Raw genomic sequence first — 23743 nt, 5'->3', positions numbered from 1 at the left:
ATAGAGAGGTTAAAATAATGACTGAAACTTCAAAATATAAGCGAGTAGTTTTGAAACTGAGTGGAGAAGCATTAGCAGGGGACAAAGGATTTGGAATTAATCCAATGATTATTAAAAGCATTGCACAACAAGTAGCAGAAGTCGCAAAAATGGATACAGAAGTTGCTGTCATCGTGGGTGGCGGTAACATTTGGCGCGGAAAAACAGGTAGTGACTTAGGCATGGATCGAGGAACTGCTGATTATATGGGTATGCTCGCGACAGTGATGAATGCACTTGCATTACAAGATAGCTTAGAACAACTTGATTGTGATACACGTGTCCTTACATCTATAGAAATGAAGCAAGTTGCAGAACCTTATATTCGTCGTCGTGCGATTCGTCACTTAGAGAAAAAACGCGTTGTTATTTTTGCAGCGGGTATCGGTAACCCATACTTCTCAACAGATACAACAGCTGCATTACGTGCTGCTGAAGTTGAAGCAGACGTCATCTTAATGGGGAAAAATAATGTTGATGGTGTTTACTCAGCAGATCCAAAAGTAGACCCGAATGCTAAAAAATATGAACGTTTAACATACATTCAATTGTTACAGGAAGGTTTACAAGTCATGGATTCGACAGCCTCTTCATTCTGTATGGACAACAATATACCTTTAAAAGTGTTCTCTATCATGGAAGAAGGTAATATTAAACGTGCTGTCCAAGGTGAAGATATAGGGACAATTATTACAAAATAATATAGAGGTGCAAAAAAATGAAAGAAACTATTCAAGATGCTAAAAGTCGTATGAAAAAATCAATTGAGAATTTATCTCGTGAATTGGCACAAATTAATGCAGGACGCGCAAACTCTAACTTATTAGCTGGTGTTGAAGCGGACTACTATGGTGCACCAACACCTGTCCAACAATTAGCAAGTATTAACGTACCTGAAGCACGTCTTCTTGTCGTTTCACCATACGATAAAACATCTATTGGTGATATTGAAAAAGCGATTATTGCTGCAAACTTAGGTGTTAATCCTACGAGTGACGGAGAAGTGATTCGTATTATGGTGCCAGCACTCACTGAAGAACGTCGTAAAGAACTTGTTAAAGACGTCAAGAAAACAGGTGAAAACGCAAAAGTATCTGTTCGTAATATTCGACGTGATGCAAATGATCATCTAAAAAGACAACAAAAAGATGGCGAAATTTCTGAAGATGAATTACGAAATGGTTCTGATGAAGTTCAAAAAATCACTGATTCATCAATTAAAGATATCGATCAGTTAGTTGCTGATAAAGAAAAAGATATTATGTCAGTTTAAGTTTTAGACATACCGACGAGTAGACAAGAATCAATCAAAATGAATAGGGTGAAATTGACGCTTCTCCTCAATTAAAAGAAGCCTAATATAGATAAAATAAAATCAATGTTATATGTATTATTTCTTATCATATCGTGATACGTCACCCTCATTTCATAGTAAAATTGTAGAAATGGTTTGCCTTCTCACTGAGCTGTACCGAATACGACTTTGGTACAGTTTTTTTCTTTGTTTATTCAATGCGCTGATTGAGTGTGATAAAATGGTAGATAATTGTACGCTAAAGAGATTATAATATTTTAAGAGACGGAATAGGCTCGGAGGAACGCGCATGTTTAAGAAATTTAAGAAGAAAATCGACAGTCAAAAACATGTCGATCAAATCGATTTACATAATATACCTGAACATATAGCGATTATTATGGATGGCAATGGTCGTTGGGCAAAACAACGAAAAATGCCACGAATTAAAGGTCACTATCAGGGAATGCAGACGATTAAAACCATTACGCGAGCAGCTAGCGATTTGAATGTTAAATATTTAACACTTTATGCATTTTCAACTGAGAATTGGTCACGTCCTGATGAAGAGGTTAACTATATCATGGGATTACCTGTTAACTTTTTAAATACATTTTTACCCGAATTGATTGAAAAAAACGTACGTGTTGAAACGATTGGTTTTATAAATGATTTACCTGAAAAAACAATTCAAGCCATAGATGAGGCTAAAAATAAAACAGCTGACAACACTGGATTGACATTAATATTTGCAATCAATTATGGGGGACGAGCTGAAATTATCAATGGTATTCAGAATATGATGAAAGAGATGCGACACGCTTCAGATGATGATATTGATACACTTACTGAGCAGCATTTCCAAAAATATTTAATGACACACGATTACCCAGATCCAGAATTATTAATACGGACTTCAGGCGAACAACGTATAAGCAACTTTTTGATTTGGCAATTATCTTATAGTGAGTTTATATTTAATTCTAAATTGTGGCCTGACTTTGATGAGGCAGAATTAAGAGCATGTATAAAAACATATCAATCACGCCAAAGACGATTTGGAGGATTGTAGATAGGAGTAGTGGGATGAAAGTAAGAACAATCACAACGATTGTCGCATTAATCGTTTTCTTACCTATTTTACTGATTGGCGGATCAGTATGGATGTATTTTACATTCTTATTAGCTTTAATTGCTTTAAAAGAACTTTTAAACATGAATCGGATTCAATTGCTGTCAATACCAGGTATTATCAGTGCCTTGGCTTTAATTATTATTATGATTCCACAAGATTTTGGTGCATGGGTGCCCGTGTTACAACAGAAATCGTTGATAGCGATGAGCTTTGTTATTTTAAGTTATACGGTTATGTCCAAAAACCGCTTCAGTTTCATGGATTCCGCATTTTGTTTAATGTCTGTTGCTTACGTGGGGATTGGATTCATGTACTTCTATGAAACGAGAGAAGCCGGCTTACAATATATCCTATTTGGTTTGTTGATCGTTTGGTTAACAGATACAGGGGCGTATATTTTTGGCCGACTTTTTGGAAAACATAAACTATGGCCGATTATTAGTCCGAATAAAACGGTTGAAGGCTTCATCGGCGGATTGATTTGTAGCCTCCTCGTACCCCTTACATTTATGTTTTTTGTGTCATTTGAGTATCACATCAGTTTAATTCTATTATTAACTGTTGTGCTCAGTGTCTTCGGACAGTTAGGTGACTTAGTAGAATCAGGATTTAAACGCCATTTCGGTGTGAAAGATTCTGGACGTCTCCTACCTGGACATGGTGGTATTTTAGACCGTTTTGATAGTTTCATGTTTGTTTTACCTTTAATGAATATTTTCTTAATTCAAATGTAAAGTGAAATGAGGAACATTAATGAAAAATATAGCAATATTAGGCGCGTCAGGTTCAATAGGTCAGCAAGCGATTGATGTGATTGCGCGTCATCCAGAATCATTTAACTTGATTAGTTTTACAGTTGGGAAAAATATTGAATTTGCAATTGAAGTGATTGAAAAGTTTAAACCAGAAATTGTTGCTGTTCAAGATGAAGCGGATGTTGAACGCTTAAAACCTTATCATTCTCATATAGTGAGTGGGCGTCAAGGATTAATCGATGTTTCAACATATGAGAAAAACGATTTAGTTTTAAATGCGCTACTGGGAAGTGTCGGGTTAGAGCCTACAATGAAAGCGATTGAAGCAGGGAAAAATATAGCACTTGCGAATAAAGAGACTTTAGTTGTGGCCGGAAAACTTGTCATGGCACATGCAAAGCGTTATGGTGTTGATATCCTTCCTGTAGATTCAGAGCATGCTGCAATTTTCCAATGTTTAAATGGCGAAGATATGCATCAAATTAAAAATGTTACAATTACTGCGAGTGGTGGTTCTTTCCGAGAGTTAACACGTGAACAACTAGAACATGTTACTGTCGAAGATGCATTGAACCACCCCAATTGGTCAATGGGGAATAAAATAACGATTGACTCTGCAACGATGATGAACAAAGGCTTTGAAGTGATTGAAGCAAAATGGTTGTTTGATTTGGAAATAGACCAAATTAAAACAATCTTGCATAAAGAGAGCATTATTCATTCAATGGTCGAATTCGTTGATACGAGTGTGATGGCACAACTTGGTACCCCTGACATGCGTATGCCGATTCAATATGCATTTACTTATCCAGAGAGAATTGAACATCGAGCGCCATCATTAGATTTAGCGCAAGTGTCGCAATTGCACTTCCAAGAAATGGATCTGGATCGATATCGATGTTTGAAGTTTGCTTATGATGCATTGCGTATCGGTGGATCCATGCCAGTTGTACTTAATGCTGTTAATGAAGTGGCAGTGGCTAAGTTTTTAAACCATGAGATCACATTTCTTGAAATTGAGCATATGATTGAGCGTGAAATGGCAGCACATGAAGTGATTCCGGACCCATCATTAGAAGAAATTTTAGAAATCGACCATTACTATAAAACAAAACCATATGAGGTGTAGTGCCTATGTTAATAACACTTATCGCTTTTATTATCGTATTCGGTGTGCTTGTATTCGTGCACGAGTTCGGTCACATGTTTTTTGCGAAACGGGCAGGTATCATGTGTCCAGAATTTGCAATTGGTATGGGACCTAAAATCTTCAGTTTTCGTAAAGATGAAACACTTTATACTATTCGTTTATTACCTGTAGGTGGGTATGTCCGTATGGCTGGAGATGGACTAGAAGAAGCGCCTGTACAGCCGGGGATGCATGTTAAAATTAAAGTGAACGATCAAGATGAAGTGACGCACATCATTTTAGACGATCAACACAAATTTCAAAAAATAGAAGCTATAGAAGTAAAGAAAATTGATTTACAAGAACAATTGTATATTGAAGGTGTTGCTGCAGACGATCAAGCGCGCCATCATTATCCAATTGCGAAGAAAGCTTATTTTGTACAAAATGGAAGCTTAATACAAATTGCACCGAGAGATCGACAATTTGCACACAAAAAACCGTATCAAAAGTTTTTAACTTTATTTGCGGGACCGTTATTTAATTTCATTTTAGCTTTCGTACTATTAATTGGTTTAGCCTATTATCAAGGTGCGCCAAGTACGACAATTGATCAGATTGCAAAAGATTCACCTGCAGAACAAATTGGTCTTCACAAAGGTGATACAATCAAAAAAATTGGAAACCAAGAAATTAATCGCTTTGAAGATGTGAGTAAAGCATTAAGTCAAACTAAAGGAAATGAAACGACGATCGTAGTCGAACGTAACGGTAAAACAATTGATAAAAAGTTTGAACCGAAAAAAGTAGAAATTCAAACTTCTAAAACTTCCAAACAAACGGCTTATCAACTTGGTTTTACATCAACAAAAGAAAGATCTCTATTCGAACCTTTAATTTTTGGTATTGAAGAAACGTTACGCTTTGGGAAACTCATCTTTGTTGCAGTTGTTGGCATGATTTCAAGTATTTTCACGGGAACATTTAGTTTTGATATGTTAAATGGACCAGTCGGTATCTATAAAAATGTCGACACCGTCGTTAAAACTGGGATCATTAATTTAATTACTTGGACTGCAGCATTAAGTGTGAACTTAGGTATTATGAACCTTTTACCTATTCCAGCACTTGATGGTGGACGTATTTTATTTGTATTTTATGAAGCCATCTTTAGAAAACCAGCCAATAAAAAAGCTGAGACAGTGATCATAGCAGCGGGTGCAGTGTTTGTACTTGTTGTTATGGTGCTCGTCACTTGGAATGATATACAACGTTATTTCTTATAAAACGATTAGGGAGGAACAATGAAGGATGAAGCAATCAAAAGTTTTTATTCCAACACTAAGAGAAGTACCTGCTGAAGCAGAGGCAAAAAGCCATCAACTATTATTAAAAGCAGGTTTAATTAAACAAAATGCAGCAGGCGTATATAGTTACTTGCCGATTGCGACACGCGTAATCCATAAAATTTCTGAAATTATTCGTGAAGAAATGGAGCGCATTGATGCTGTAGAAGTTGTCATGCCTATATTACAGCAATCTGAATTATGGAAAGAGTCAGGACGATGGGATGCATATGGCATGGAATTGATGCGTCTTCGTGATCGTAATCAACGTGAGTTTGCGCTTGGACCGACGCATGAAGAAGTCGTAACATCACTTGTTCGTGATGAGTTGCGTTCTTATAAACAATTGCCTTTAACATTGTTTCAAATCCAAACAAAATTCCGTGACGAGAAAAGACCGAGATTTGGCTTATTACGTGGTAGAGAATTTATTATGAAAGATGCTTATTCATTCCACACAGATGAAGCTTCTTTAATGGAAACATATCAGAACATGTTTCATGCTTATCAAACGATATTTAACCGGGTGGGCTTAAATGTCAGACCGGTTGTTGCTGATTCAGGTGCAATTGGTGGTAATCATACACACGAATTCCACGCTTTAAGTGCAATTGGTGAAGATACAATCGTTTATAGTGAACAAAGTGACTATGCAGCAAACATCGAAAAAGCAGAAGTCCCTTACTATGCGTCTAATACGACTTTAGATGCACAAAAAGACTTAGAAAAGGTAGAGACGCCGAATATGAAAACAGCGAAACAAGTTGCTGATTTCTTAGATGTGCCATTAGAAAACATCACTAAAACAATGGTCTTTAAAGTGAACGGTGAATTCGTTTTAATTTTAGTTAGAGGACATCATGAACTCAATGAAGTTAAAATTAAAGATTACTTTAAAACAGACGATGTTGCTCTCGCTTCAGAAGACGAGATACGTAATTTGCTAAATGCAACGTCTGGCTCTTTAGGTCCGATTACTGATAGAGATATCAAAGTATATGCAGATCAATTCGTTCAATCTATAAACAATTTAATTGTAGGTGCTAACGAAGATGACTATCACTATGTCAATGCCAACGTAGATCGTGATTTTAAAGTTGAAGCTTATGGCGATTTCCGTTTTATCCTGGAAGGTGAGCCTCTAGCAGATGGATCCGGTCCGGCACGTTTTGCAGAAGGTATTGAAGTGGGACAAGTCTTTGTTTTAGGCGAAAAATATTCAGAGCCAATGCATGCGACCGTTTTAAATCAACAAGGACGCGAACAAAACCTTACAATGGGTTGTTACGGTATTGGTGTATCTCGAACATTAAGTGCAATTATTGAACAACATCATGATGAGCACGGTATCATTTGGCCAAAAGCAGTATCACCTTATGACATTCATTTAATTACAGTGAATCCTAAAAAAGAAGATCAACGTGAATGTGCAGACCGTTTATATGATTTATTACAAACACAGTATGATGTGTTGTATGATGATAGAAACGAGCGTGCAGGCGTGAAATTCAATGATGCAGATTTGATTGGTTTACCGCTTCGTGTGGTAGTCGGAAAAAATGCATCTGAAGGTATTGTAGAAGTTAAAAGAAGAGACAATGGCGAAAGTGAAGAAGTCCATGTTGATGCTTTGTTAGCGCATTTAGAAAAATGTAGTGAACAAATTCAGTAAGAAGATGCCAATCATTTGTTATAATAAAAATAAGCATATTGCTTCACGATAGGTTAACCGATTGGGTTCTATTGATGATGCAACAACAATAAGAAGGCTGAGGAATCTATTGATTTCTCAGCCTTATCCCGTATGAAATATAAAATGGCTTGAAAGTCATTTTTAAATACAAATGGATGTACGGCAATTAAAATAAGGTGGTTATGAGTGTGGCATTAAAGGATCAAGAAAAGTTTAAGATTCTCTTAAAACAAATTCATATGCAAGATTATTTTGATCAAGATATTATCGAACAAGGTCTATTGACACGCATCGATGTTTCTGAAAAATCTCGTGAATGGATTTTTCATATCCAATTACCACGATTATTAAAATATGATGATTATGCTGTATTGACTCATGCAATGAAAGAGAGCTTTCAAGATATCGCAAATGTTGATTGGAAAATTACAGTTGCAACGCATCAAGGTCAAGATGAGTATTTATTAAAATATTTTGGAGATTGTATCGACCAAACGCAACTATCTCCTAAGGTCAAAGGTCAACTTAAACAGAAACGTATTGTGATGTCAGGCAATGTTGTTAAAGTACTTGTTCAAAATGATGTTGAAGGTCAGCACTTTAATAAGGTTTGCAATGGCAGCCTAGTCAAAGCAATGCAACGATGTGGTTTTGATGTTGATAAAGTGGTGTTTGAAACTGATGAGCATGGTCATGACGATGATTTAGCTTCTCTTGAAGCACACATTCAACAAGAGGATGAGCAAAGTGCGAGAGAAGCAACAGCAAAAATAGAAAAGATGAAAGAACAACGTGCAAAAGATGATAACGAAGTGTCCGTAACGCGTTGTCAAATCGGTAAACCAATTCAAGTTGAAAATGTGAGACCGATTGAAAGTATTATTGAGGAAGAGTTTAAAGTCGCTATTGAAGGTGTCATTTTTGATATTAACCTTAAAGAACTCAAAAGTGGACGCCATATTGTGGAACTTAAGGTGACGGACTATACAGACTCATTAGTACTTAAAATGTTTACGCGTAAAAATAAAGACGACTTAGAACACTTCAAAGCATTATCTGAAGGTAAATGGATAAGAGCACAAGGACGTATCGAAGAAGATATGTTTATTCGAGATCTTGTGATGATGATGTCAGATATTGAAGAGATCAAGCGTACACCAAAAGTGGATAAGGCTGAAGAAAAACGCGTCGAATTTCATCTGCATACTTCTATGAGCCAAATGGACGGTGTGACACATATCGGTGAATATGTTGCACAAGCGGCTAAATGGGGTCATGAAGCGATTGCAGTGACAGATCATAATGTTGTACAAGCATATCCAGATGCGCATGCTGCAGCAGAAAAACATGGCATAAAAATGATTTATGGTATGGAAGGGATGCTCGTTGATGATGGTGTGCCTATTGCATATAAACCGACCGATATACGATTAAGCGATGCTACATATGTCGTATTTGACGTCGAGACAACAGGTTTATCCAACCAATATGACAAAATTATAGAATTAGCTGCAGTAAAAGTGAAAAACGGTGAAATTATAGACAAGTTTGAACGTTTTAGTAATCCACACGAAAAGCTGTCTGAAACGATTAAGAATTTAACTCACATTACCGATGACATGTTACGAGATGCGCCAGAGATAAAAGAGGTGCTCACAGATTTTAAAGCATGGGTAGGAGATGCCATTTTTGTTGCACATAACGCCTCTTTTGATATGGGCTTTATAGACACAAACTATGAGCGACTTGGCTTCGGTCCTTCAACTAATGGGGTTATTGATACACTTGAACTCTCACGTACAATCAATACAAGTTATGGTAAGCACGGATTGAACTTTTTAGCTAAAAAGTATGGCGTTGAACTGACACAACATCACCGCGCAATTTATGATACCGAAGCAACTGCTTATATTTTCATTAAAATGTTAGCGCAACTTAAAGCATTAGATGTACACAACCATCAAGATATTAATAAAAAATTATCAAATGAGGATGCTTATAAGCGAGCACGCCCACAACACGTTACGCTGATTGTTCAAAACCAGACAGGCTTAAAGAACTTATTTAAAATCGTCAGCGCTTCACTTGTTAAATATTATTACCGTACACCTAGAATTCCACGTTCACTATTAGATCAATATCGTGAAGGTATTTTAGTTGGAACAGCATGTGATGAAGGTGAAGTTTTCACTGCAGTGATGCAAAAAGATCAATCTGAAGTCGAACGGATTGCCAAGTATTACGACTATATTGAGATACAACCACCTGCACTTTATCAAGATTTGCTTGATCGTGAATTAATTCGCGACAATGAAACGCTTGTAGAAATTTACGAACGAATTTTGAAAGTGGGCGAAACGAATAATATTCCAGTCATCGCAACAGGTAATGTACACTATTTACACGAACACGATAGTATCGCACGGAAAATTTTAATTGCTTCTCAACCTGGTAATCCATTGAACCGATCTACTTTACCTGAAGCACATTTCAGAACAACTGATGAGATGCTTAATGATTTTCACTTTTTAGGTGAATCTCGGGCTTATCAAGTCGTAGTCGAGAATACAAGAGCTTTAGCAGAGCGCGTTGAAAAAGTTGTACCCATTAAAGATAAACTTTATACACCTAATATGGATGGTGCCAATGAAGAAATCCGTGAAATGAGTTATAATAACGCCAAAAAACTATACGGTGAAGATTTACCGCAAATCGTTATTGATCGATTAGAAAAAGAGTTAGAAAGTATTATTGGAAACGGATTCGCCGTTATCTATTTGATTTCACAAAGACTCGTGAAAAAGTCGCTCGAAGATGGTTATTTAGTTGGTTCGCGTGGATCAGTGGGTTCAAGCTTTGTTGCGACAATGACTGAAATTACAGAAGTAAATCCATTGCCACCACATTATATTTGTCCTAAGTGTAAAAAAAGTGAATTTTTTAATGATGGTTCAGTCGGTTCTGGATTTGATTTACCTGACAAAACTTGTGAATGTGGGACGCAAATGATTAAAGAAGGCCAAGACATCCCATTTGAAACATTTCTAGGGTTCAAAGGGGATAAAGTCCCCGATATTGACTTGAACTTTAGTGGCGAATATCAGCCACAAGCACATAATTACACTAAAGTATTGTTTGGAGAGGATTACGTTTATCGTGCAGGGACAATTGGTACGGTTGCTGAAAAAACAGCATTCGGTTTTGTGAAAGGTTATTTAAATGACCAAGGTATCCATAAACGAGGCGCAGAAGTTGATCGTTTAGTTAAAGGTTGTACCGGTGTTAAACGGACAACAGGTCAACATCCAGGTGGTATTATCGTTGTACCGGATTATATGGATATCTATGACTTTACACCGATTCAATATCCTGCAGATGATCAAAATTCGCCTTGGATGACGACCCATTTCGACTTCCACTCAATACACGATAACGTATTGAAACTCGATATTCTAGGACACGATGATCCGACAATGATTCGAATGTTACAAGATTTATCAGGTATTGATCCTAAAACAATACCTGTAGATGATAAAGAAACGATGGGCATCTTTAGTTCTCCTGAGCCATTAGGTGTGACTGAAGAAGAAATATTAGCGAAAACAGGAACGTTTGGTGTCCCTGAGTTTGGGACAGGCTTTGTAAGACAAATGTTAGAAGATACGAAGCCAACTACTTTTTCAGAGCTCGTCCAAATCTCAGGTTTATCACATGGAACGGATGTATGGTTAGGAAATGCGCAAGAACTTGTTCGAAGTGGAACTTGTACACTTTCGAGCTGTATTGGTTGTCGTGACGACATCATGGTTTATTTAATGTATGCAGGTCTTGAACCTTCACTTGCATTTAAAATTATGGAAGCGGTACGTAAAGGTAAAGGGTTAACAGAAGAATTTGAACAAGTCATGAAAGAGAATAACGTGCCTGATTGGTACCTCGATTCTTGTAAAAAAATAAAATACATGTTCCCGAAAGCCCACGCAGCAGCGTACGTTCTTATGGCCGTGAGAATTGCTTATTTTAAAGTGCATCATCCTCTATACTATTATGCAAGTTATTTTACAGTAAGAGCATCCGATTTTGATTTATTGACAATGGTGAAAGACAAAGAAAGTATTCGAAATACAGTGAAAGACATGTATTCACGTTATATGGATCTTGGTAAAAAAGAAAAAGACATTTTAACCGTGCTTGAAATTATGAATGAAATGGCACATCGAGGTTATCGTATGCAACCAGTCAATCTTGAGAAAAGTCAGGCTTATGAATTTACAATCGAAAGGGATACATTAATTCCGCCTTTCGTTGCTGTTCCTGGACTTGGTGAAAACGTTGCAAAACGGATCGTAGAAGCAAGAGAAGATGGGCCGTTTCTTTCAAAAGAGGATTTAAATAAAAAAGCGGGCGTTTCTCAAAAAATTATTGAGTACCTCGATGATTTAGGAACTTTACATGATATGCCAGACAAAGCACAACTCTCTATTTTTGATATGTAACATTCATTTGTCGCCTTATCAAAACTGTGATATAATAAGCATGCTTATAAAATTAGACTCAAGTAGAAAGAGTGGGTATCACCCGCTCTTTTCTATTTGTTTGTCAGTGATAAGGGGGCTCGTATGAGTAAAGTTACAGAGCAAGTTGAAACATTAATACAACCTGTCCTTGACGAATTAAATTTTGAATTAGTCGATGTTGAGTTTACAAAAGAGGGTAGAGATCATTATTTGCACATTGCGATTGATAAACCAGGCGGTGTGGATTTAAATGATTGTACATTAGCTTCTGAACGTATTAGTGAGGTCATGGATGCAAATGATCCGATCCCACAGGCTTATTATTTAGACGTTGCGTCACCAGGTGCTGAAAGACCGATTAAAAATGAAAAAGACTTTCAAAATGCGATAAATCAACCTGTATTTGTGTCGCTTTATGCACCAATTGAAGGTGAAAAAGAATGGTTAGGACGATTGGAATCCGTTTCTGACGAAGCGATTGAAGTCGAAGTAAAAATTAAATCTAAAACAAAAACGGTCACAATTCCACGTGATAAAGTTGCAAAAGCACGTCATGCAGTCATGCTTTAAATGTGAGGAGGAAAATGAGTGAAAAGTAATGAATTATTGTTAGCAACGGAATATTTAGAGAAAGAAAAGAAGATTCCAAGAGCGGTATTAGTAGATGCAATTGAAGCTGCTTTAATTACAGCTTATAAAAAGAATTATGATAGTGCGCGTAACGTACGTGTCGAACTTAATTTGGACAGTGGGACTTTCCGTGTCATTTCACGTAAAGAAGTTGTTGAAGAAGTATTTGATGACCGTGAAGAAATAGACTTGTCGACTGCATTAGTTAAAAATCCAGCATACGAAGTTGGGGACATTTATGAAGAAGATGTGACACCGAAAGATTTTGGGCGTGTAGGTGCACAAGCAGCGAAACAAGCTGTGATGCAACGTTTACGTGATGCAGAACGCGAAATTTTATATGAAGAATTTATTGATAAAGAAGAAGACATTATGACAGGTATTATTGACCGTGTCGACCATCGCTATGTTTACGTTAATTTAGGACGTACTGAAGCAGTGTTATCCGAAGCAGAACGAAGCCCTAATGAATCTTATGTACCGAATGCGCGCATTAAAGTTTATGTAAACAAAGTTGAGCAAACGACAAAAGGACCACAAATTTTTGTTTCTAGAAGTCATCCTGGCTTGTTAAAACGCTTATTCGAGCAAGAAGTGCCTGAAATTTTCGAAGGTACGGTTGAGGTTAAATCTGTTGCACGTGAAGCGGGAGACCGATCTAAAATTAGTGTTTACTCTGAAAATCCTGACATTGATGCAGTAGGTGCTTGTGTCGGTGCAAAAGGTGCGCGTGTGGAAGCGGTTGTAGAAGAACTCGGTGGTGAAAAAATTGATATCGTACAATGGAGTGACGATCCTAAAGTGTTTGTTAGAAATGCTTTAAGTCCATCTCAAGTGATCGATGTTATTGTTGATGAAGAAAACCAATCTACAACGGTCATTGTTCCAGATTATCAATTATCTCTTGCTATTGGGAAACGTGGACAAAACGCACGTCTTGCCGCGAAATTGACTGGCTGGAAAATTGATATCAAATCTGAATCAGATGCGAAAGAACTTGGTATTGGTGAAGCAAACAATACTGTTTCAGAATCAAATCATGTTGAAGATGAACAGCATGACGATGTTTTGGTTGATTTAGAGGATGAAAGCAACGAAAAATAGGAGGGATTTTGAATGAAAAAGAGAAAAATTCCTATGAGAAAGTGTATCTTATCAAATGAAATGAAACCTAAAAAAGATATGATCCGCGTCGTGCAAAATAAAGAAGGCGAAATATCTGCAGATGCAACTGGAAAATTACCAGGCCGTGGTGCTTATGTTTCAAAAGATATTGCGCTAATAGAACAGGCACAACAAGCACAAAAGTTAGAACAATTTTTTAAAGCGTCTCAAGAAACGTTAGAGCCAGTATATAAAGAAATTATTCGTCTAATTTATAGAGAAGAGATACCTACCAAATGAATCAACAACAAATTTTGAATTTCTTAGGCTTAGCGATGCGTGCAGGTAAAGTAAAAACGGGTGAGTCTGTTATTCTTGCTGAACTAAAAAAGCATCGATTAAAGCTTGTTTTAATTGCGAGTGATGCATCAGATAACACTAAAAACAATCTGATTAATAAGTGTCATAGTTATCAAACACCATATCGAATCATCAGCCATCGTGATGATTTAGGCGACGCATTGGGCAAAAGTGCACGTGTTAATATTGGTATCACTGATCAAGGATTTGCAAAGAAGTTGATGTCAATGATAGATGAATAATGTTAGGAGTGGTTTAATGGGTAAACAAAGAATTTATGAGTATGCAAAAGATTTAAATATAAAAAGTAAAGATGTGATTGATGAGTTGAAAAAAGAGGGCGTAGAAGTATCGAATCATATGCAAACTTTAGAAGATGATCAAGTTAAATCATTAGATAAAGTTTTCAAAAAAGATCAAGCACAAAAAGATACAAAACCGCAAAAAAATACTCAATCAAATCACAAAAACCAAAAACAAGGGAAAAACCAAAAAGGTAAACCAAACCAGCAACAAAAACAAAATAAAAAGAATAATAAAGGTTCTAAAAATAATAAACAAAACAAAAAGAACCAAAAAGCACAACAACCAACTGAACCTAAAGAAATGCCATCTAAAATTACGTATACAGAAGGCATTACAGTTGGAGAATTAGCTGACAAATTAGGTGTAGATTCATCTGAAATCATCAAAAAATTATTCTTGTTAGGTATTATGGCCAACATTAACCAATCTTTAGATGTTGAAGCTTTAGAGCTTGTTGCATCAGATTATGGTGTGGAAATCGAAGAAGAAGTCGTTGTAGATGATAATGATCTTTCTATTTACTTTGATGACATTGAAGAAGATGAAAATGCTACAGTAAGACCTGCAGTTGTTACAATCATGGGCCACGTTGATCATGGTAAAACAACTTTGTTAGACTCGATTCGTCACACACGTGTCACTGAAGGTGAAGCGGGTGGTATTACACAACACATTGGTGCTTACCAAATAGAAAACAATGGTAAAAAGATTACTTTCCTTGATACACCTGGACACGCCGCATTTACGACAATGCGTGCACGTGGCGCACAAGTGACAGATATTACTATTTTAGTTGTTGCTGCAGATGACGGTGTTATGCCACAAACAATTGAAGCGATAAATCACGCTAAAGAAGCAGATGTGCCAATTATTGTTGCAGTAAACAAAATTGATAAACCAACTGCAAACCCTGATCGCGTTATGCAAGAGTTAACAGAATATAATTTAATTCCTGAGGACTGGGGTGGCGATACGATTTTTGTGCCGCTATCAGCATTAAGTGGTGAAGGTATTGATGATTTACTTGAAATGTTAATTTTAGTATCAGAAGTCCAAGAATTAAAGGCGAACGCTAACAAACCAGCAGTTGGAACAGTGATTGAAGCGGAGTTAGACAAATCTCGTGGTCCAGCAGCGTCATTACTCGTTCAAAACGGAACATTGCATGTAGGTGATGCATTAGTCGTTGGGAACACACACGGTAAAGTGAGAGCGATGGTTAACGATTTAGGTAAACGAATCAAATCTGCAGGTCCTTCTACACCCGTTGAAATTACAGGTTTAAACGATGTACCACAAGCAGGCGACCGCTTTGTAGTCTTTAAAGACGAGAAGAAAGCACGTCGTATTGGTGAAGCACGTGAACAAGAAAGTATTTTACAACAACGTCAAGAAAGTAAAAATGTTTCCCTTGATAATTTATTTGAACAAATGAAACAAGGTGAAATGAAAGACTTAAACGTAATCATTAAAGGTGACGTACAAGGATCTGTTGAAGCTTTAGCTGCTTCATTAATGAAAATTGATGTGGAAGGCGTAAATGTACGTATTATCCACACTGCTACGGGCGCTATTAACGAATCCGACGTAACATTGGCTAACGCTTCAAACGGTATTATCATCGGTTTCAACGTACGTCCTGATGCAGGTGCAAAACGTGCGGCTGATGCTGAAAATGTAGATATGCGTCTACACCGCGTTATTTATAATGTTATTGAAGAAATTGAAGCAGCAATGAAAGGGATGCTTGATCCAGAATTCGAAGAAAAAGTCATTGGTCAAGCAGAAGTACGTCAAACATTTAAAGTTTCTAAAGTCGGTACAATTGCCGGAAGTTATGTGACAGAAGGTAAAATCACACGTGATTCAAGTGTCCGCATTATTCGTGACGGTGTTGTCCTATTTGAAGGTGAATTAGATACTTTAAAACGTTTTAAAGATGATGCAAAAGAAGTGGCCCAAGGTTATGAATGTGGTATCACAATTGCAAAATTCAATGATATTAAAGAGGGCGACATTATTGAAGCTTTCGTAATGGTAGAAGTCGAAAGATAAACTATTGTTGAATCATCACTTTAGCATGATAATGTATAAATGAGTTATAACAATACACTTTTCTGTTTGTTTAATATGTTTACAATACAGGAAAGTGTATTTTTTAATGTGGAAGTTCAAGTCTATTTTTAGTGCAGAATAAAAAAGATGGCCTCCTATCTATGTCAAGTCAGACTAGGGTGACGGTGAACTGGATTGACGCGTATTTAGGATGTCCTTTATAATGTGTAAATGAGGAAAACGCTACGAATAAAGTGAAAGGAGGCATAACTATGAATATGAGAGCAGAACGTGTCGGTGAACAGATGAAAAAAGAGTTAATGGACATTATCAATAACAAATTGAAAGATCCAAGAGTTGGATTTTTAACAATTACTGATGTGCAACCTACAAATGACTTATCATTAGCAAAAGTTTATTTGACTGTTTTAGGCAGTGATAAAGAACGTGAAGATACTTTTAAAGGTCTTGAAAAAGCAAAAGGATTTATTAAATCAGAAATTGGTCAACGTATGCGACTTAGAATTGTACCCGATTTGCAATTTGAATATGACGCATCAATTGAATACGGTAATCGTATTGAGCAGTTGATTCAAGATTTAAACAAGAGAGATTAACAGCATGCGCTAGAATACGTAGCCTGATTTTTCGATGGAATCAGCGTATTCTAGTTTTTTTGTGAAAAGGAGTAGATGAAATGTACCATGGCATTTTACCAGTAAATAAGCCACGCGGATTAACCAGTCACGATGTTGTTTTTAAATTGCGCAAGATTCTAAATACAAAGAAAATCGGCCATACTGGCACGTTAGATCCTGAAGTAGATGGTGTTTTGCCCATTTGTATTGGACAAGCCACTAAGGTCAGTGACTATGTCATGGAAATGGGGAAAACGTATCATGCTGAGGTCACACTCGGTTTATCCACTACGACTGAAGATCAAACCGGTGATGTATTAGAGCAAGTTAGATTACAACCATCCGATATCAATGCTAAGCAAATTGATGAAGTTCTAGAAAAATTTGAAGGTTGGACGACACAAATTCCTCCAATGTATTCTTCAGTAAAAGTAAACGGAAAAAAGCTCTATGAGTATGCAAGAAAAGGTGAAACCGTAGCGCGACCGGAAAGAGAAATATATATTGAACATATTGCACGGATATCAGAGTTACATTTTGAAGATGGAATGATGCGCTTTGAAATTGAAGTGACATGCGGGAAGGGAACGTATATCCGTGCACTAGCTACAGATATAGGAAAAACATTGAATCTCCCGGCACATATGTCACGTCTGACACGAACAATGAGTGGCGGTTTATCTTTAGAGCAAGCCTTAAGTTTGACCGAAATTGAAACGCTACATGAAGAAGAACGTTTACAAGAAAAACTGTTGCCGATTATCTATGGTCTGAAAGCTTTACCTATGTATCAAGTCACGGATGAAGCCTTAAAATTAAAAATTAAAAATGGACAAAAGTTTTTAAAAAATGCATTTGATGTTTCTTTTGACTCCCAAATTGTTATGATAGATGGTGAAACAGGTCGTGTTATGGCCATTTATGAAAGACATCCATCTCGTCAAGAGGAAATAAAGCCTAAAAAGGTTTTTAATTAAAGGAGATTATCGATTATGGAAGTTATTGAAATTACACATCCCATCCAACCTAACCAATATATACAAGAAGATATTGCGTTGGCTTTGGGATTTTTTGATGGACTACACCGTGGTCATCAAGCACTTTTAGAACAATTAGAAGCGACTGCAAAAGAAAAGGGACTCAAAAAAGCGGTTATGACATTTGATCCACATCCATCAGTTGTATTGAATCCAAAGCAAAAAAGAACCACTTATTTAACCCCTTTAGATGACAAAGTTGCTTTATTAGGCGAATATGATATTGATTATTGTCTCGTGGTTAACTTTTCATCTCGTTTTGCAGAAGTATCGCCTGATGAATTTGTGCAGTCTTATTTAGTGAAAAATCATGCACGCGCAATTATTGCTGGATTTGACTTTACATTTGGTAAATACGGCAAAGGGAACATGGCGATGATGCAAGAATATCAATCGCAATTCGAATGCATTACAGTAGGAAAAAAAGAACTGAATGATGAGAAAATATCAACGACTGCAATACGAAACGCGTTAAAATCAGGTGATTTAGCGAAGGCAAATGAACAACTTGGGTATCGTTATCGTATTAAAGGAACAGTTGTTCAAGGAGAAAAACGAGGCAGAACAATTGGTTTCCCAACTGCTAATATTGAACCGAGTGATGATTACGTACTTCCTACAAAGGGCGTTTATGCAGTGAGTTTAGTCATTGGTTCGAAAGAAAAAGTGTATAGAGGCGTATGCAACATTGGTGTGAAACCGACATTTCATGAAGATTTGCCTCAAGTTGTTATTGAAGTGAATATTTTTGATTTTGAAGAAAATATTTACGGTGAACGTGTTACTATTTATTGGCATCATTTTATTCGACCAGAGCTGAAATTTGATGGCATTGACCCGCTTGTGGCCCAAATGAATCAAGATAAAGAACGTGCCAAATATTTATTGGCTGTTGATTTTGACGATGAAGTATCTTATAATAGTTAAGTCTATTGATATTAGGACAGAGACCTTTATCTTGGTAGGTTGAGACTCCGACGCCTGACTCAGATAGAGGCACAATTAAAAATTAAAGGAGGAAATTGACAAATGGCAATTTCACAAGAACGTAAAAATGAATTAATTAAAGAATATCGTACACACGAAACAGATACAGGTTCACCTGAAGTACAAATCGCTGTATTAACTGCAGAAATCAGTGCATTAAACGATCACTTACGTATTCACAAAAAAGACCACCACTCACGTCGTGGTTTATTAAAAATGGTTGGTCGTCGTCGTCACTTATTAAACTACTTACGTGACAAAGACATCCAACGTTACCGTGAATTAATTAAATCATTAGGTATCCGTCGCTAATTTTAGAGAGTTAAAATAAGACGAATCAATGGGGCTGGGACAATTATCGTACCCGGCTCTTTTTTTTACTATTAAATGGCAAAAATGTAAGCTATAATATTGATAGTAAAAGGGTACGAAATGTAAAGAGGTAGGAGAGGAGATTTATCATGTCTCAAGAAAAAAAGGTTTTCAAGACGGAATGGGCAAACCAACCGTTAACAATAGAAACTGGACAATTGGCGAAACAAGCAAATGGTGCTGTACTCGTTAGATACGGTGACACCGTTGTACTATCTACAGCAACAGCTTCAAAAGAGCCACGTGATGGTGACTTTTTCCCGTTGACTGTCAATTATGAAGAAAAAATGTATGCGGCTGGGAAAATTCCGGGCGGATTTAAAAAAAGAGAAGGACGTCCAGGTGATGAAGCGACATTAACTGCACGTTTAATTGACCGTCCGATTCGACCATTATTCCCTGATGGCTACCGTCATGATGTTCAAATTATTAACACAGTTCTAAGTGCAGATCCAAATTGCTCTCCTGAAATGGCAGCAATGATTGGTTCTTCAATGGCATTGAGTGTTTCTGACATCCCATTTCAAGGTCCTATCGCAGGGGTAAATGTCGGATTAGTTGATGGCCAATATGTCATCAATCCAAACTTAGAGCAAAAAGCAGTATCACGCCTAGACTTAGAAGTTGCTGGTCATAAAGATGCTGTTAACATGGTTGAAGCAGGTGCAAGTGAGATTACTGAGGCTGAGATGCTAGAAGCGATATTATTTGGTCATGAAGAGATTAAACGCTTATGTGCATTTCAAGAAGAAATCATTGCACATTTACAACCAGAAAAACAAGAATTTATTCCAGAAGAAAAAAATCAAACGCTTATTGATTCCGTAACTGAAATGACTCAAAATGAAGGACTAAATCAAGCGATTCAAACGGTTGAAAAACAAGAGCGCGAAGAAAACCTTGATGCGATTAAAGAACGTGTCCTTGCAAACTTTGAAGACGAAGAAGATCCTGAAAATGAGGCTTTATTAAAAGAAGTTAATGCGATTATTAATACGTTAATCAAAGAAGAGGTAAGAAGATTAATTGCGGATGAAAAAATTCGTCCAGATGGTCGTAAGCCGGATGAAATTCGACCTTTATCATCAGAAGTTGGTTTATTACCACGTGCCCATGGGTCTGGCTTGTTTACACGAGGTCAAACACAAGCGTTATCAGTTTTAACACTAGGCTCAATTTCAGAATATCAAATCATTGATGGTTTGGGTGAAGAAGAGCATAAACGTTTTATGCATCATTATAACTTCCCGAATTTCTCTGTAGGTGAAACAGGTCCTGTTCGAGCACCGGGTAGACGCGAAATTGGTCATGGTGCTTTAGGTGAACGTGCATTGAGATATATCATTCCAGATGAGAAAGATTTTCCATACACTGTGCGTATTGTAAGTGAAGTATTAGAATCTAACGGTTCCTCTTCACAAGCTTCTATTTGTGGCTCTACTTTAGCTTTAATGGACGCAGGTGTGCCGATTAAAGCGCCAGTGGCAGGTATTGCGATGGGTCTTGTCACACGTGATGATCAATATACGATTTTAACGGATATCCAAGGCATGGAAGACGCTTTAGGTGATATGGACTTCAAAGTAGCGGGAACGACTGAAGGTATCACAGCGATTCAAATGGATATTAAAATAGATGGTTTAACTAAAGAAGTGATTGAAGAAGCGCTTGAACAAGCACGTAAAGGGCGTTTAGCGATTTTAGATCATATGATGCAAACGATTAATCAACCTAGAACAGAACTCAGTGCTTATGCACCTAAAGTTGAAACAATGCAAATCAAGCCTGAAAAAATTCGAGACGTCATTGGACCAGGCGGTAAACAAATCAATGAAATTATTGATGCGACAGGTGTTAAATTAGACATTGAACAAGATGGTACAGTATTTATTGGCTCAACGGAACAAGATATGATCAATCAAGCGCGTAGTTGGATTGAAAATATTGTCAGAGAAGCAGAAGTCGGACAAATTTACGATGCAAAAGTTAAACGTATTGAGAAGTTTGGTGCTTTTGTTGAATTGTTCCCAGGTAAAGATGCTTTAGTTCATATTTCTCAAATTTCAAACGAGCGTATTAATAAAGTGGAAGATGTATTAAAAATCGGCGATACATTGAATGTAAAAGTGACTGAAATTGACAAGCAAGGCCGTGTGAATGCATCTCATAAAGTGTTAATTTCACAATAAGTTTTTTAGAAATACATTGGTGTGTTAAGCCACCAATGTCGTTTCTGTTTAGCGTACCCCTAAAGTTGAAGTGCACAATTTCAGCTTTAGGGGTATTTATATCATATCGACAAAAACAACTTAAAGTGACTATGAATGAAATCATTCATAGTGCTAACATGTTCAAAAAGAAAATACAAACGCGAACGCTGTAATGATTTTAAACATTTCGATTTTAAAATACGCTATGCTTGGTGTGTTTAGCGAAAGAAAGCAAATTGTTTTCTGTTCCACTCGTAGCACTTTAATAGTGTACAGAGTTTGTATAATCAACTATAATAAAATATGAATGTAAAATGGACGGGCTATATATTGAGTAGGAGGTAAAATTTTGAATTTAGTAAAAAAGAAAAATAAAGATATACGAATTATACCACTAGGTGGTGTAGGAGAAATTGCCAAAAACATGTATATCATTGAAGTCGATGATGAAATGTTTATGTTAGATGCAGGATTAAAGTTTCCTGAAGATGAAATGTTAGGTATCGATATAGTGATTCCTGATATTCAATACGTACTAGAAAATAAACATAAATTAAAAGGTATTTTTCTAACACATGGACATGAACATGCGATTGGCGCGGTTTCATACGTATTAGAACAAGTAGACGCACCGGTATATGGTTCGAAATTAACAATAGGACTTGTAAAAGAAAACTTAAAAGCACGTCAAATTAATAAAAAAATTAGATATTATGTAGTCAACAATGAATCGGTGATGCGTTTTAAAGGTGTAAATGTGACATTTTTTAACACAACACATAGCATCCCGGATAGCTTAGGTGTATGTATTCATACATCTTACGGTGCAATTGTTTATACAGGTGAATTTAAGTTTGATCAGAGTTTACATGGCCAATATGCCCCGGACATGAAAAAAATGGCAGAAATCGGCGAAAATGGCGTCTTTGCACTTTTAAGTGACTCTACTGAAGCGGAAAAACCAGGTTATAATACGCCAGAAAACGTCATTGAAAGCCATATGTTTGATGCATTTGCAAAAGTAAAAGGGCGTTTAATTGTCTCATGTTATGCTTCTAACTTCATTCGTATACAACAAGTTTTAAATATTGCGAGCAAATTAAATAGAAAAGTATCATTTTTAGGCCGTTCATTAGAAAGTTCATTTAGCATTGCTCGTAAAATGGGATATTTTAATATTCCAAAAGACTTGTTAATACCAATGAGTGAAGTCGAAAACTATCCAAAAAACGAAGTCATCATTATTGCAACAGGTATGCAAGGTGAGCCAGTTGAAGCGTTGAGCCAGATGGCACGTCAAAAACATAAAATCATGAATATTGAAAAAGGCGATTCAGTCTTTTTAGCTATTACAGCTTCTGCCAATATGGAAGTGATTATCGCAAATACGCTCAATGAGTTAGCACGTGCAGGTGCATATGTGATTCCAAATAATAAAAAGATTCACGCTTCAAGTCATGGTTGCATGGAAGAATTAAAATTAATGTTAAACATGATGAAACCGGAATATTTTATACCGATTCAAGGTGAGTTTAAAATGCAAATTAGTCACGCTAAACTCGCGAGTGAATCAGGTGTGAACCCAGAAAAAATATTTTTAGCTGAAGCTGGAGATGTTATTTATTTTGATGGGGAAGACATGGCTTTAAATGAAAAAGTTAATGCAGGCAATGTTTTAATTGACGGTATCGGTGTTGGTGATGTCGGAAATATCGTTTTACGCGATAGACACTTGTTAGCAGAAGATGGTATTTTCATTGCTGTCGTCACACTTGATCCGAAAAAACGACGCATTGCAGCCGGTCCAGAAATTCAATCAAGAGGTTTCGTTTATGTTCGTGAAAGTGAAGCTTTATTGAAAGAAGCAGAAGATAAAGTGCGTGAAATTGTGGAAGCGGGATTACAAGAGAAACGTATTGAGTGGTCTGAAATGAAACAAAACATGAGAGATCAGGTGAGTAAACTGCTCTTTGAAAGCACACGAAGACGTCCAATGATTATTCCTGTGATTTCAGAAATATAAACGTTTAAACCAGTGTGATGTTCAAACAAGAAAACGAATCTTACTCTTTGAAATACTCGCATTTTAAAGAGTAGATTCGCTTTTTTCATCATACAGGTATTTTACATATTTAA

At 36.7% G+C, this 23743-nt stretch carries 19 protein-coding genes; all 19 read left to right on the top strand.

Going from position 1 to position 23743, the window contains the following annotated elements; all coding sequences use genetic code 11:
• Nucleotides 1-17 precede the first annotated feature (17 nt).
• The 19 genes from pyrH (at nt 18) to rnjB (ending at nt 23630) form a co-directional block, all read left to right on the top strand.
• Complete coding sequence (gene pyrH / locus MUA40_RS07520) at nt 18-740, top strand: UMP kinase (RefSeq protein ID WP_016424912.1); 723 nt, start codon at nt 18-20, stop codon at nt 738-740.
• Between the two features lie 17 nt (nt 741-757).
• Nucleotides 758-1312: a ribosome recycling factor gene (gene frr, locus MUA40_RS07515; protein ID WP_016424913.1), complete on the top strand. Its 555-nt coding sequence runs from the start codon at nt 758-760 to the stop codon at nt 1310-1312.
• Nucleotides 1313-1643: 331 nt separating this feature from the next.
• Nucleotides 1644-2405 carry an undecaprenyl pyrophosphate synthase gene (locus MUA40_RS07510; RefSeq protein WP_016424914.1) on the top strand — a complete coding sequence of 254 codons (762 nt, stop codon included), beginning with the start codon at nt 1644-1646 and terminating at the stop codon, nt 2403-2405.
• Between the two features lie 14 nt (nt 2406-2419).
• Nucleotides 2420-3202 carry a phosphatidate cytidylyltransferase gene (locus tag MUA40_RS07505; protein WP_016424915.1) on the top strand — a complete coding sequence of 261 codons (783 nt, stop codon included), beginning with the start codon at nt 2420-2422 and terminating at the stop codon, nt 3200-3202.
• Between the two features lie 19 nt (nt 3203-3221).
• Complete coding sequence (gene dxr / locus MUA40_RS07500) at nt 3222-4352, top strand: 1-deoxy-D-xylulose-5-phosphate reductoisomerase (protein ID WP_016424916.1); 1131 nt, start codon at nt 3222-3224, stop codon at nt 4350-4352.
• Nucleotides 4352-5638, top strand: a complete 1287-nt coding sequence (rseP, locus tag MUA40_RS07495; RefSeq protein WP_262569343.1) for an RIP metalloprotease RseP — start codon at nt 4352-4354, stop codon at nt 5636-5638. Before dxr ends, rseP begins: the two co-directional genes overlap by 1 nt.
• Nucleotides 5639-5663: 25 nt before the next feature.
• Nucleotides 5664-7370, top strand: coding sequence for a proline--tRNA ligase (locus MUA40_RS07490; RefSeq protein ID WP_167732670.1), 1707 nt, complete (start codon nt 5664-5666; stop codon nt 7368-7370).
• Nucleotides 7371-7579: 209 nt separating this feature from the next.
• Entirely contained in the window at nt 7580-11887 is a 4308-nt protein-coding gene (locus MUA40_RS07485; RefSeq protein WP_262569342.1) for a PolC-type DNA polymerase III, read from the top strand.
• A gap of 123 nt (nt 11888-12010) precedes the next feature.
• Entirely contained in the window at nt 12011-12478 is a 468-nt protein-coding gene (gene rimP / locus MUA40_RS07480) for a ribosome maturation factor RimP (protein ID WP_016424920.1), read from the top strand.
• A gap of 18 nt (nt 12479-12496) precedes the next feature.
• Nucleotides 12497-13642 carry a transcription termination factor NusA gene (nusA, locus tag MUA40_RS07475; protein ID WP_016424921.1) on the top strand — a complete coding sequence of 382 codons (1146 nt, stop codon included), beginning with the start codon at nt 12497-12499 and terminating at the stop codon, nt 13640-13642.
• Between the two features lie 12 nt (nt 13643-13654).
• A complete protein-coding gene (gene rnpM / locus MUA40_RS07470; RefSeq protein WP_016424922.1) occupies nt 13655-13942 on the top strand; it encodes an RNase P modulator RnpM in 288 nt (95 codons plus the stop codon).
• Nucleotides 13939-14244, top strand: a complete 306-nt coding sequence (locus MUA40_RS07465; RefSeq protein WP_016424923.1) for a L7Ae/L30e/S12e/Gadd45 family ribosomal protein — start codon at nt 13939-13941, stop codon at nt 14242-14244. The genes rnpM and MUA40_RS07465 overlap by 4 nt, the downstream gene beginning before the upstream one ends.
• Nucleotides 14245-14260: 16 nt before the next feature.
• Nucleotides 14261-16363 carry a translation initiation factor IF-2 gene (gene infB, locus MUA40_RS07460; protein ID WP_016424924.1) on the top strand — a complete coding sequence of 701 codons (2103 nt, stop codon included), beginning with the start codon at nt 14261-14263 and terminating at the stop codon, nt 16361-16363.
• A gap of 272 nt (nt 16364-16635) precedes the next feature.
• Complete coding sequence (gene rbfA, locus MUA40_RS07455; RefSeq protein WP_016424925.1) at nt 16636-16980, top strand: 30S ribosome-binding factor RbfA; 345 nt, start codon at nt 16636-16638, stop codon at nt 16978-16980.
• Between the two features lie 80 nt (nt 16981-17060).
• Nucleotides 17061-17978 (top strand): tRNA pseudouridine(55) synthase TruB, encoded by a 918-nt coding sequence (gene truB, locus MUA40_RS07450; protein ID WP_167732669.1) that lies wholly within the window; start codon nt 17061-17063, stop codon nt 17976-17978.
• 15 nt (nt 17979-17993) lie between these two features.
• Nucleotides 17994-18965 (top strand): riboflavin biosynthesis protein RibF, encoded by a 972-nt coding sequence (gene ribF / locus MUA40_RS07445; RefSeq protein ID WP_016424927.1) that lies wholly within the window; start codon nt 17994-17996, stop codon nt 18963-18965.
• A gap of 102 nt (nt 18966-19067) precedes the next feature.
• Entirely contained in the window at nt 19068-19337 is a 270-nt protein-coding gene (gene rpsO / locus MUA40_RS07440; RefSeq protein ID WP_016424928.1) for a 30S ribosomal protein S15, read from the top strand.
• 149 nt (nt 19338-19486) lie between these two features.
• A complete protein-coding gene (pnp, locus tag MUA40_RS07435) occupies nt 19487-21586 on the top strand; it encodes a polyribonucleotide nucleotidyltransferase (RefSeq protein WP_016424929.1) in 2100 nt (699 codons plus the stop codon).
• Nucleotides 21587-21956: 370 nt separating this feature from the next.
• Nucleotides 21957-23630: a ribonuclease J2 gene (rnjB, locus tag MUA40_RS07430; protein ID WP_016424930.1), complete on the top strand. Its 1674-nt coding sequence runs from the start codon at nt 21957-21959 to the stop codon at nt 23628-23630.
• Nucleotides 23631-23743: the final 113 nt, after the last annotated feature.

The organism is Staphylococcus schleiferi (assembly GCF_025558325.1).
GTDB lineage: Bacteria > Bacillota > Bacilli > Staphylococcales > Staphylococcaceae > Staphylococcus > Staphylococcus schleiferi.
This window is presented reverse-complemented; position numbering and strand designations above follow the sequence as displayed.

Bases quoted from the DNA above. Each gene is read 5' to 3' on its own strand.
- rimP (WP_016424920.1), top strand. From the start codon at position 12,011: ATGAGTAAAGTTACAGAGCAAGTTGAAACATTAATACAACCTGTCCTT.
- MUA40_RS07505 (WP_016424915.1), top strand. From the start codon at position 2,420: ATGAAAGTAAGAACAATCACAACGATTGTCGCATTAATCGTTTTCTTA.
- dxr (WP_016424916.1), top strand. From the start codon at position 3,222: ATGAAAAATATAGCAATATTAGGCGCGTCAGGTTCAATAGGTCAGCAA.
- MUA40_RS07510 (WP_016424914.1), top strand. From the start codon at position 1,644: ATGTTTAAGAAATTTAAGAAGAAAATCGACAGTCAAAAACATGTCGAT.
- rpsO (WP_016424928.1), top strand. From the start codon at position 19,068: ATGGCAATTTCACAAGAACGTAAAAATGAATTAATTAAAGAATATCGT.
- rbfA (WP_016424925.1), top strand. From the start codon at position 16,636: ATGAATATGAGAGCAGAACGTGTCGGTGAACAGATGAAAAAAGAGTTA.
- pnp (WP_016424929.1), top strand. From the start codon at position 19,487: ATGTCTCAAGAAAAAAAGGTTTTCAAGACGGAATGGGCAAACCAACCG.
- frr (WP_016424913.1), top strand. From the start codon at position 758: ATGAAAGAAACTATTCAAGATGCTAAAAGTCGTATGAAAAAATCAATT.
- ribF (WP_016424927.1), top strand. From the start codon at position 17,994: ATGGAAGTTATTGAAATTACACATCCCATCCAACCTAACCAATATATA.
- rnpM (WP_016424922.1), top strand. From the start codon at position 13,655: ATGAAAAAGAGAAAAATTCCTATGAGAAAGTGTATCTTATCAAATGAA.
- infB (WP_016424924.1), top strand. From the start codon at position 14,261: ATGGGTAAACAAAGAATTTATGAGTATGCAAAAGATTTAAATATAAAA.
- MUA40_RS07465 (WP_016424923.1), top strand. From the start codon at position 13,939: ATGAATCAACAACAAATTTTGAATTTCTTAGGCTTAGCGATGCGTGCA.
- MUA40_RS07490 (WP_167732670.1), top strand. From the start codon at position 5,664: ATGAAGCAATCAAAAGTTTTTATTCCAACACTAAGAGAAGTACCTGCT.
- pyrH (WP_016424912.1), top strand. From the start codon at position 18: ATGACTGAAACTTCAAAATATAAGCGAGTAGTTTTGAAACTGAGTGGA.
- truB (WP_167732669.1), top strand. From the start codon at position 17,061: ATGTACCATGGCATTTTACCAGTAAATAAGCCACGCGGATTAACCAGT.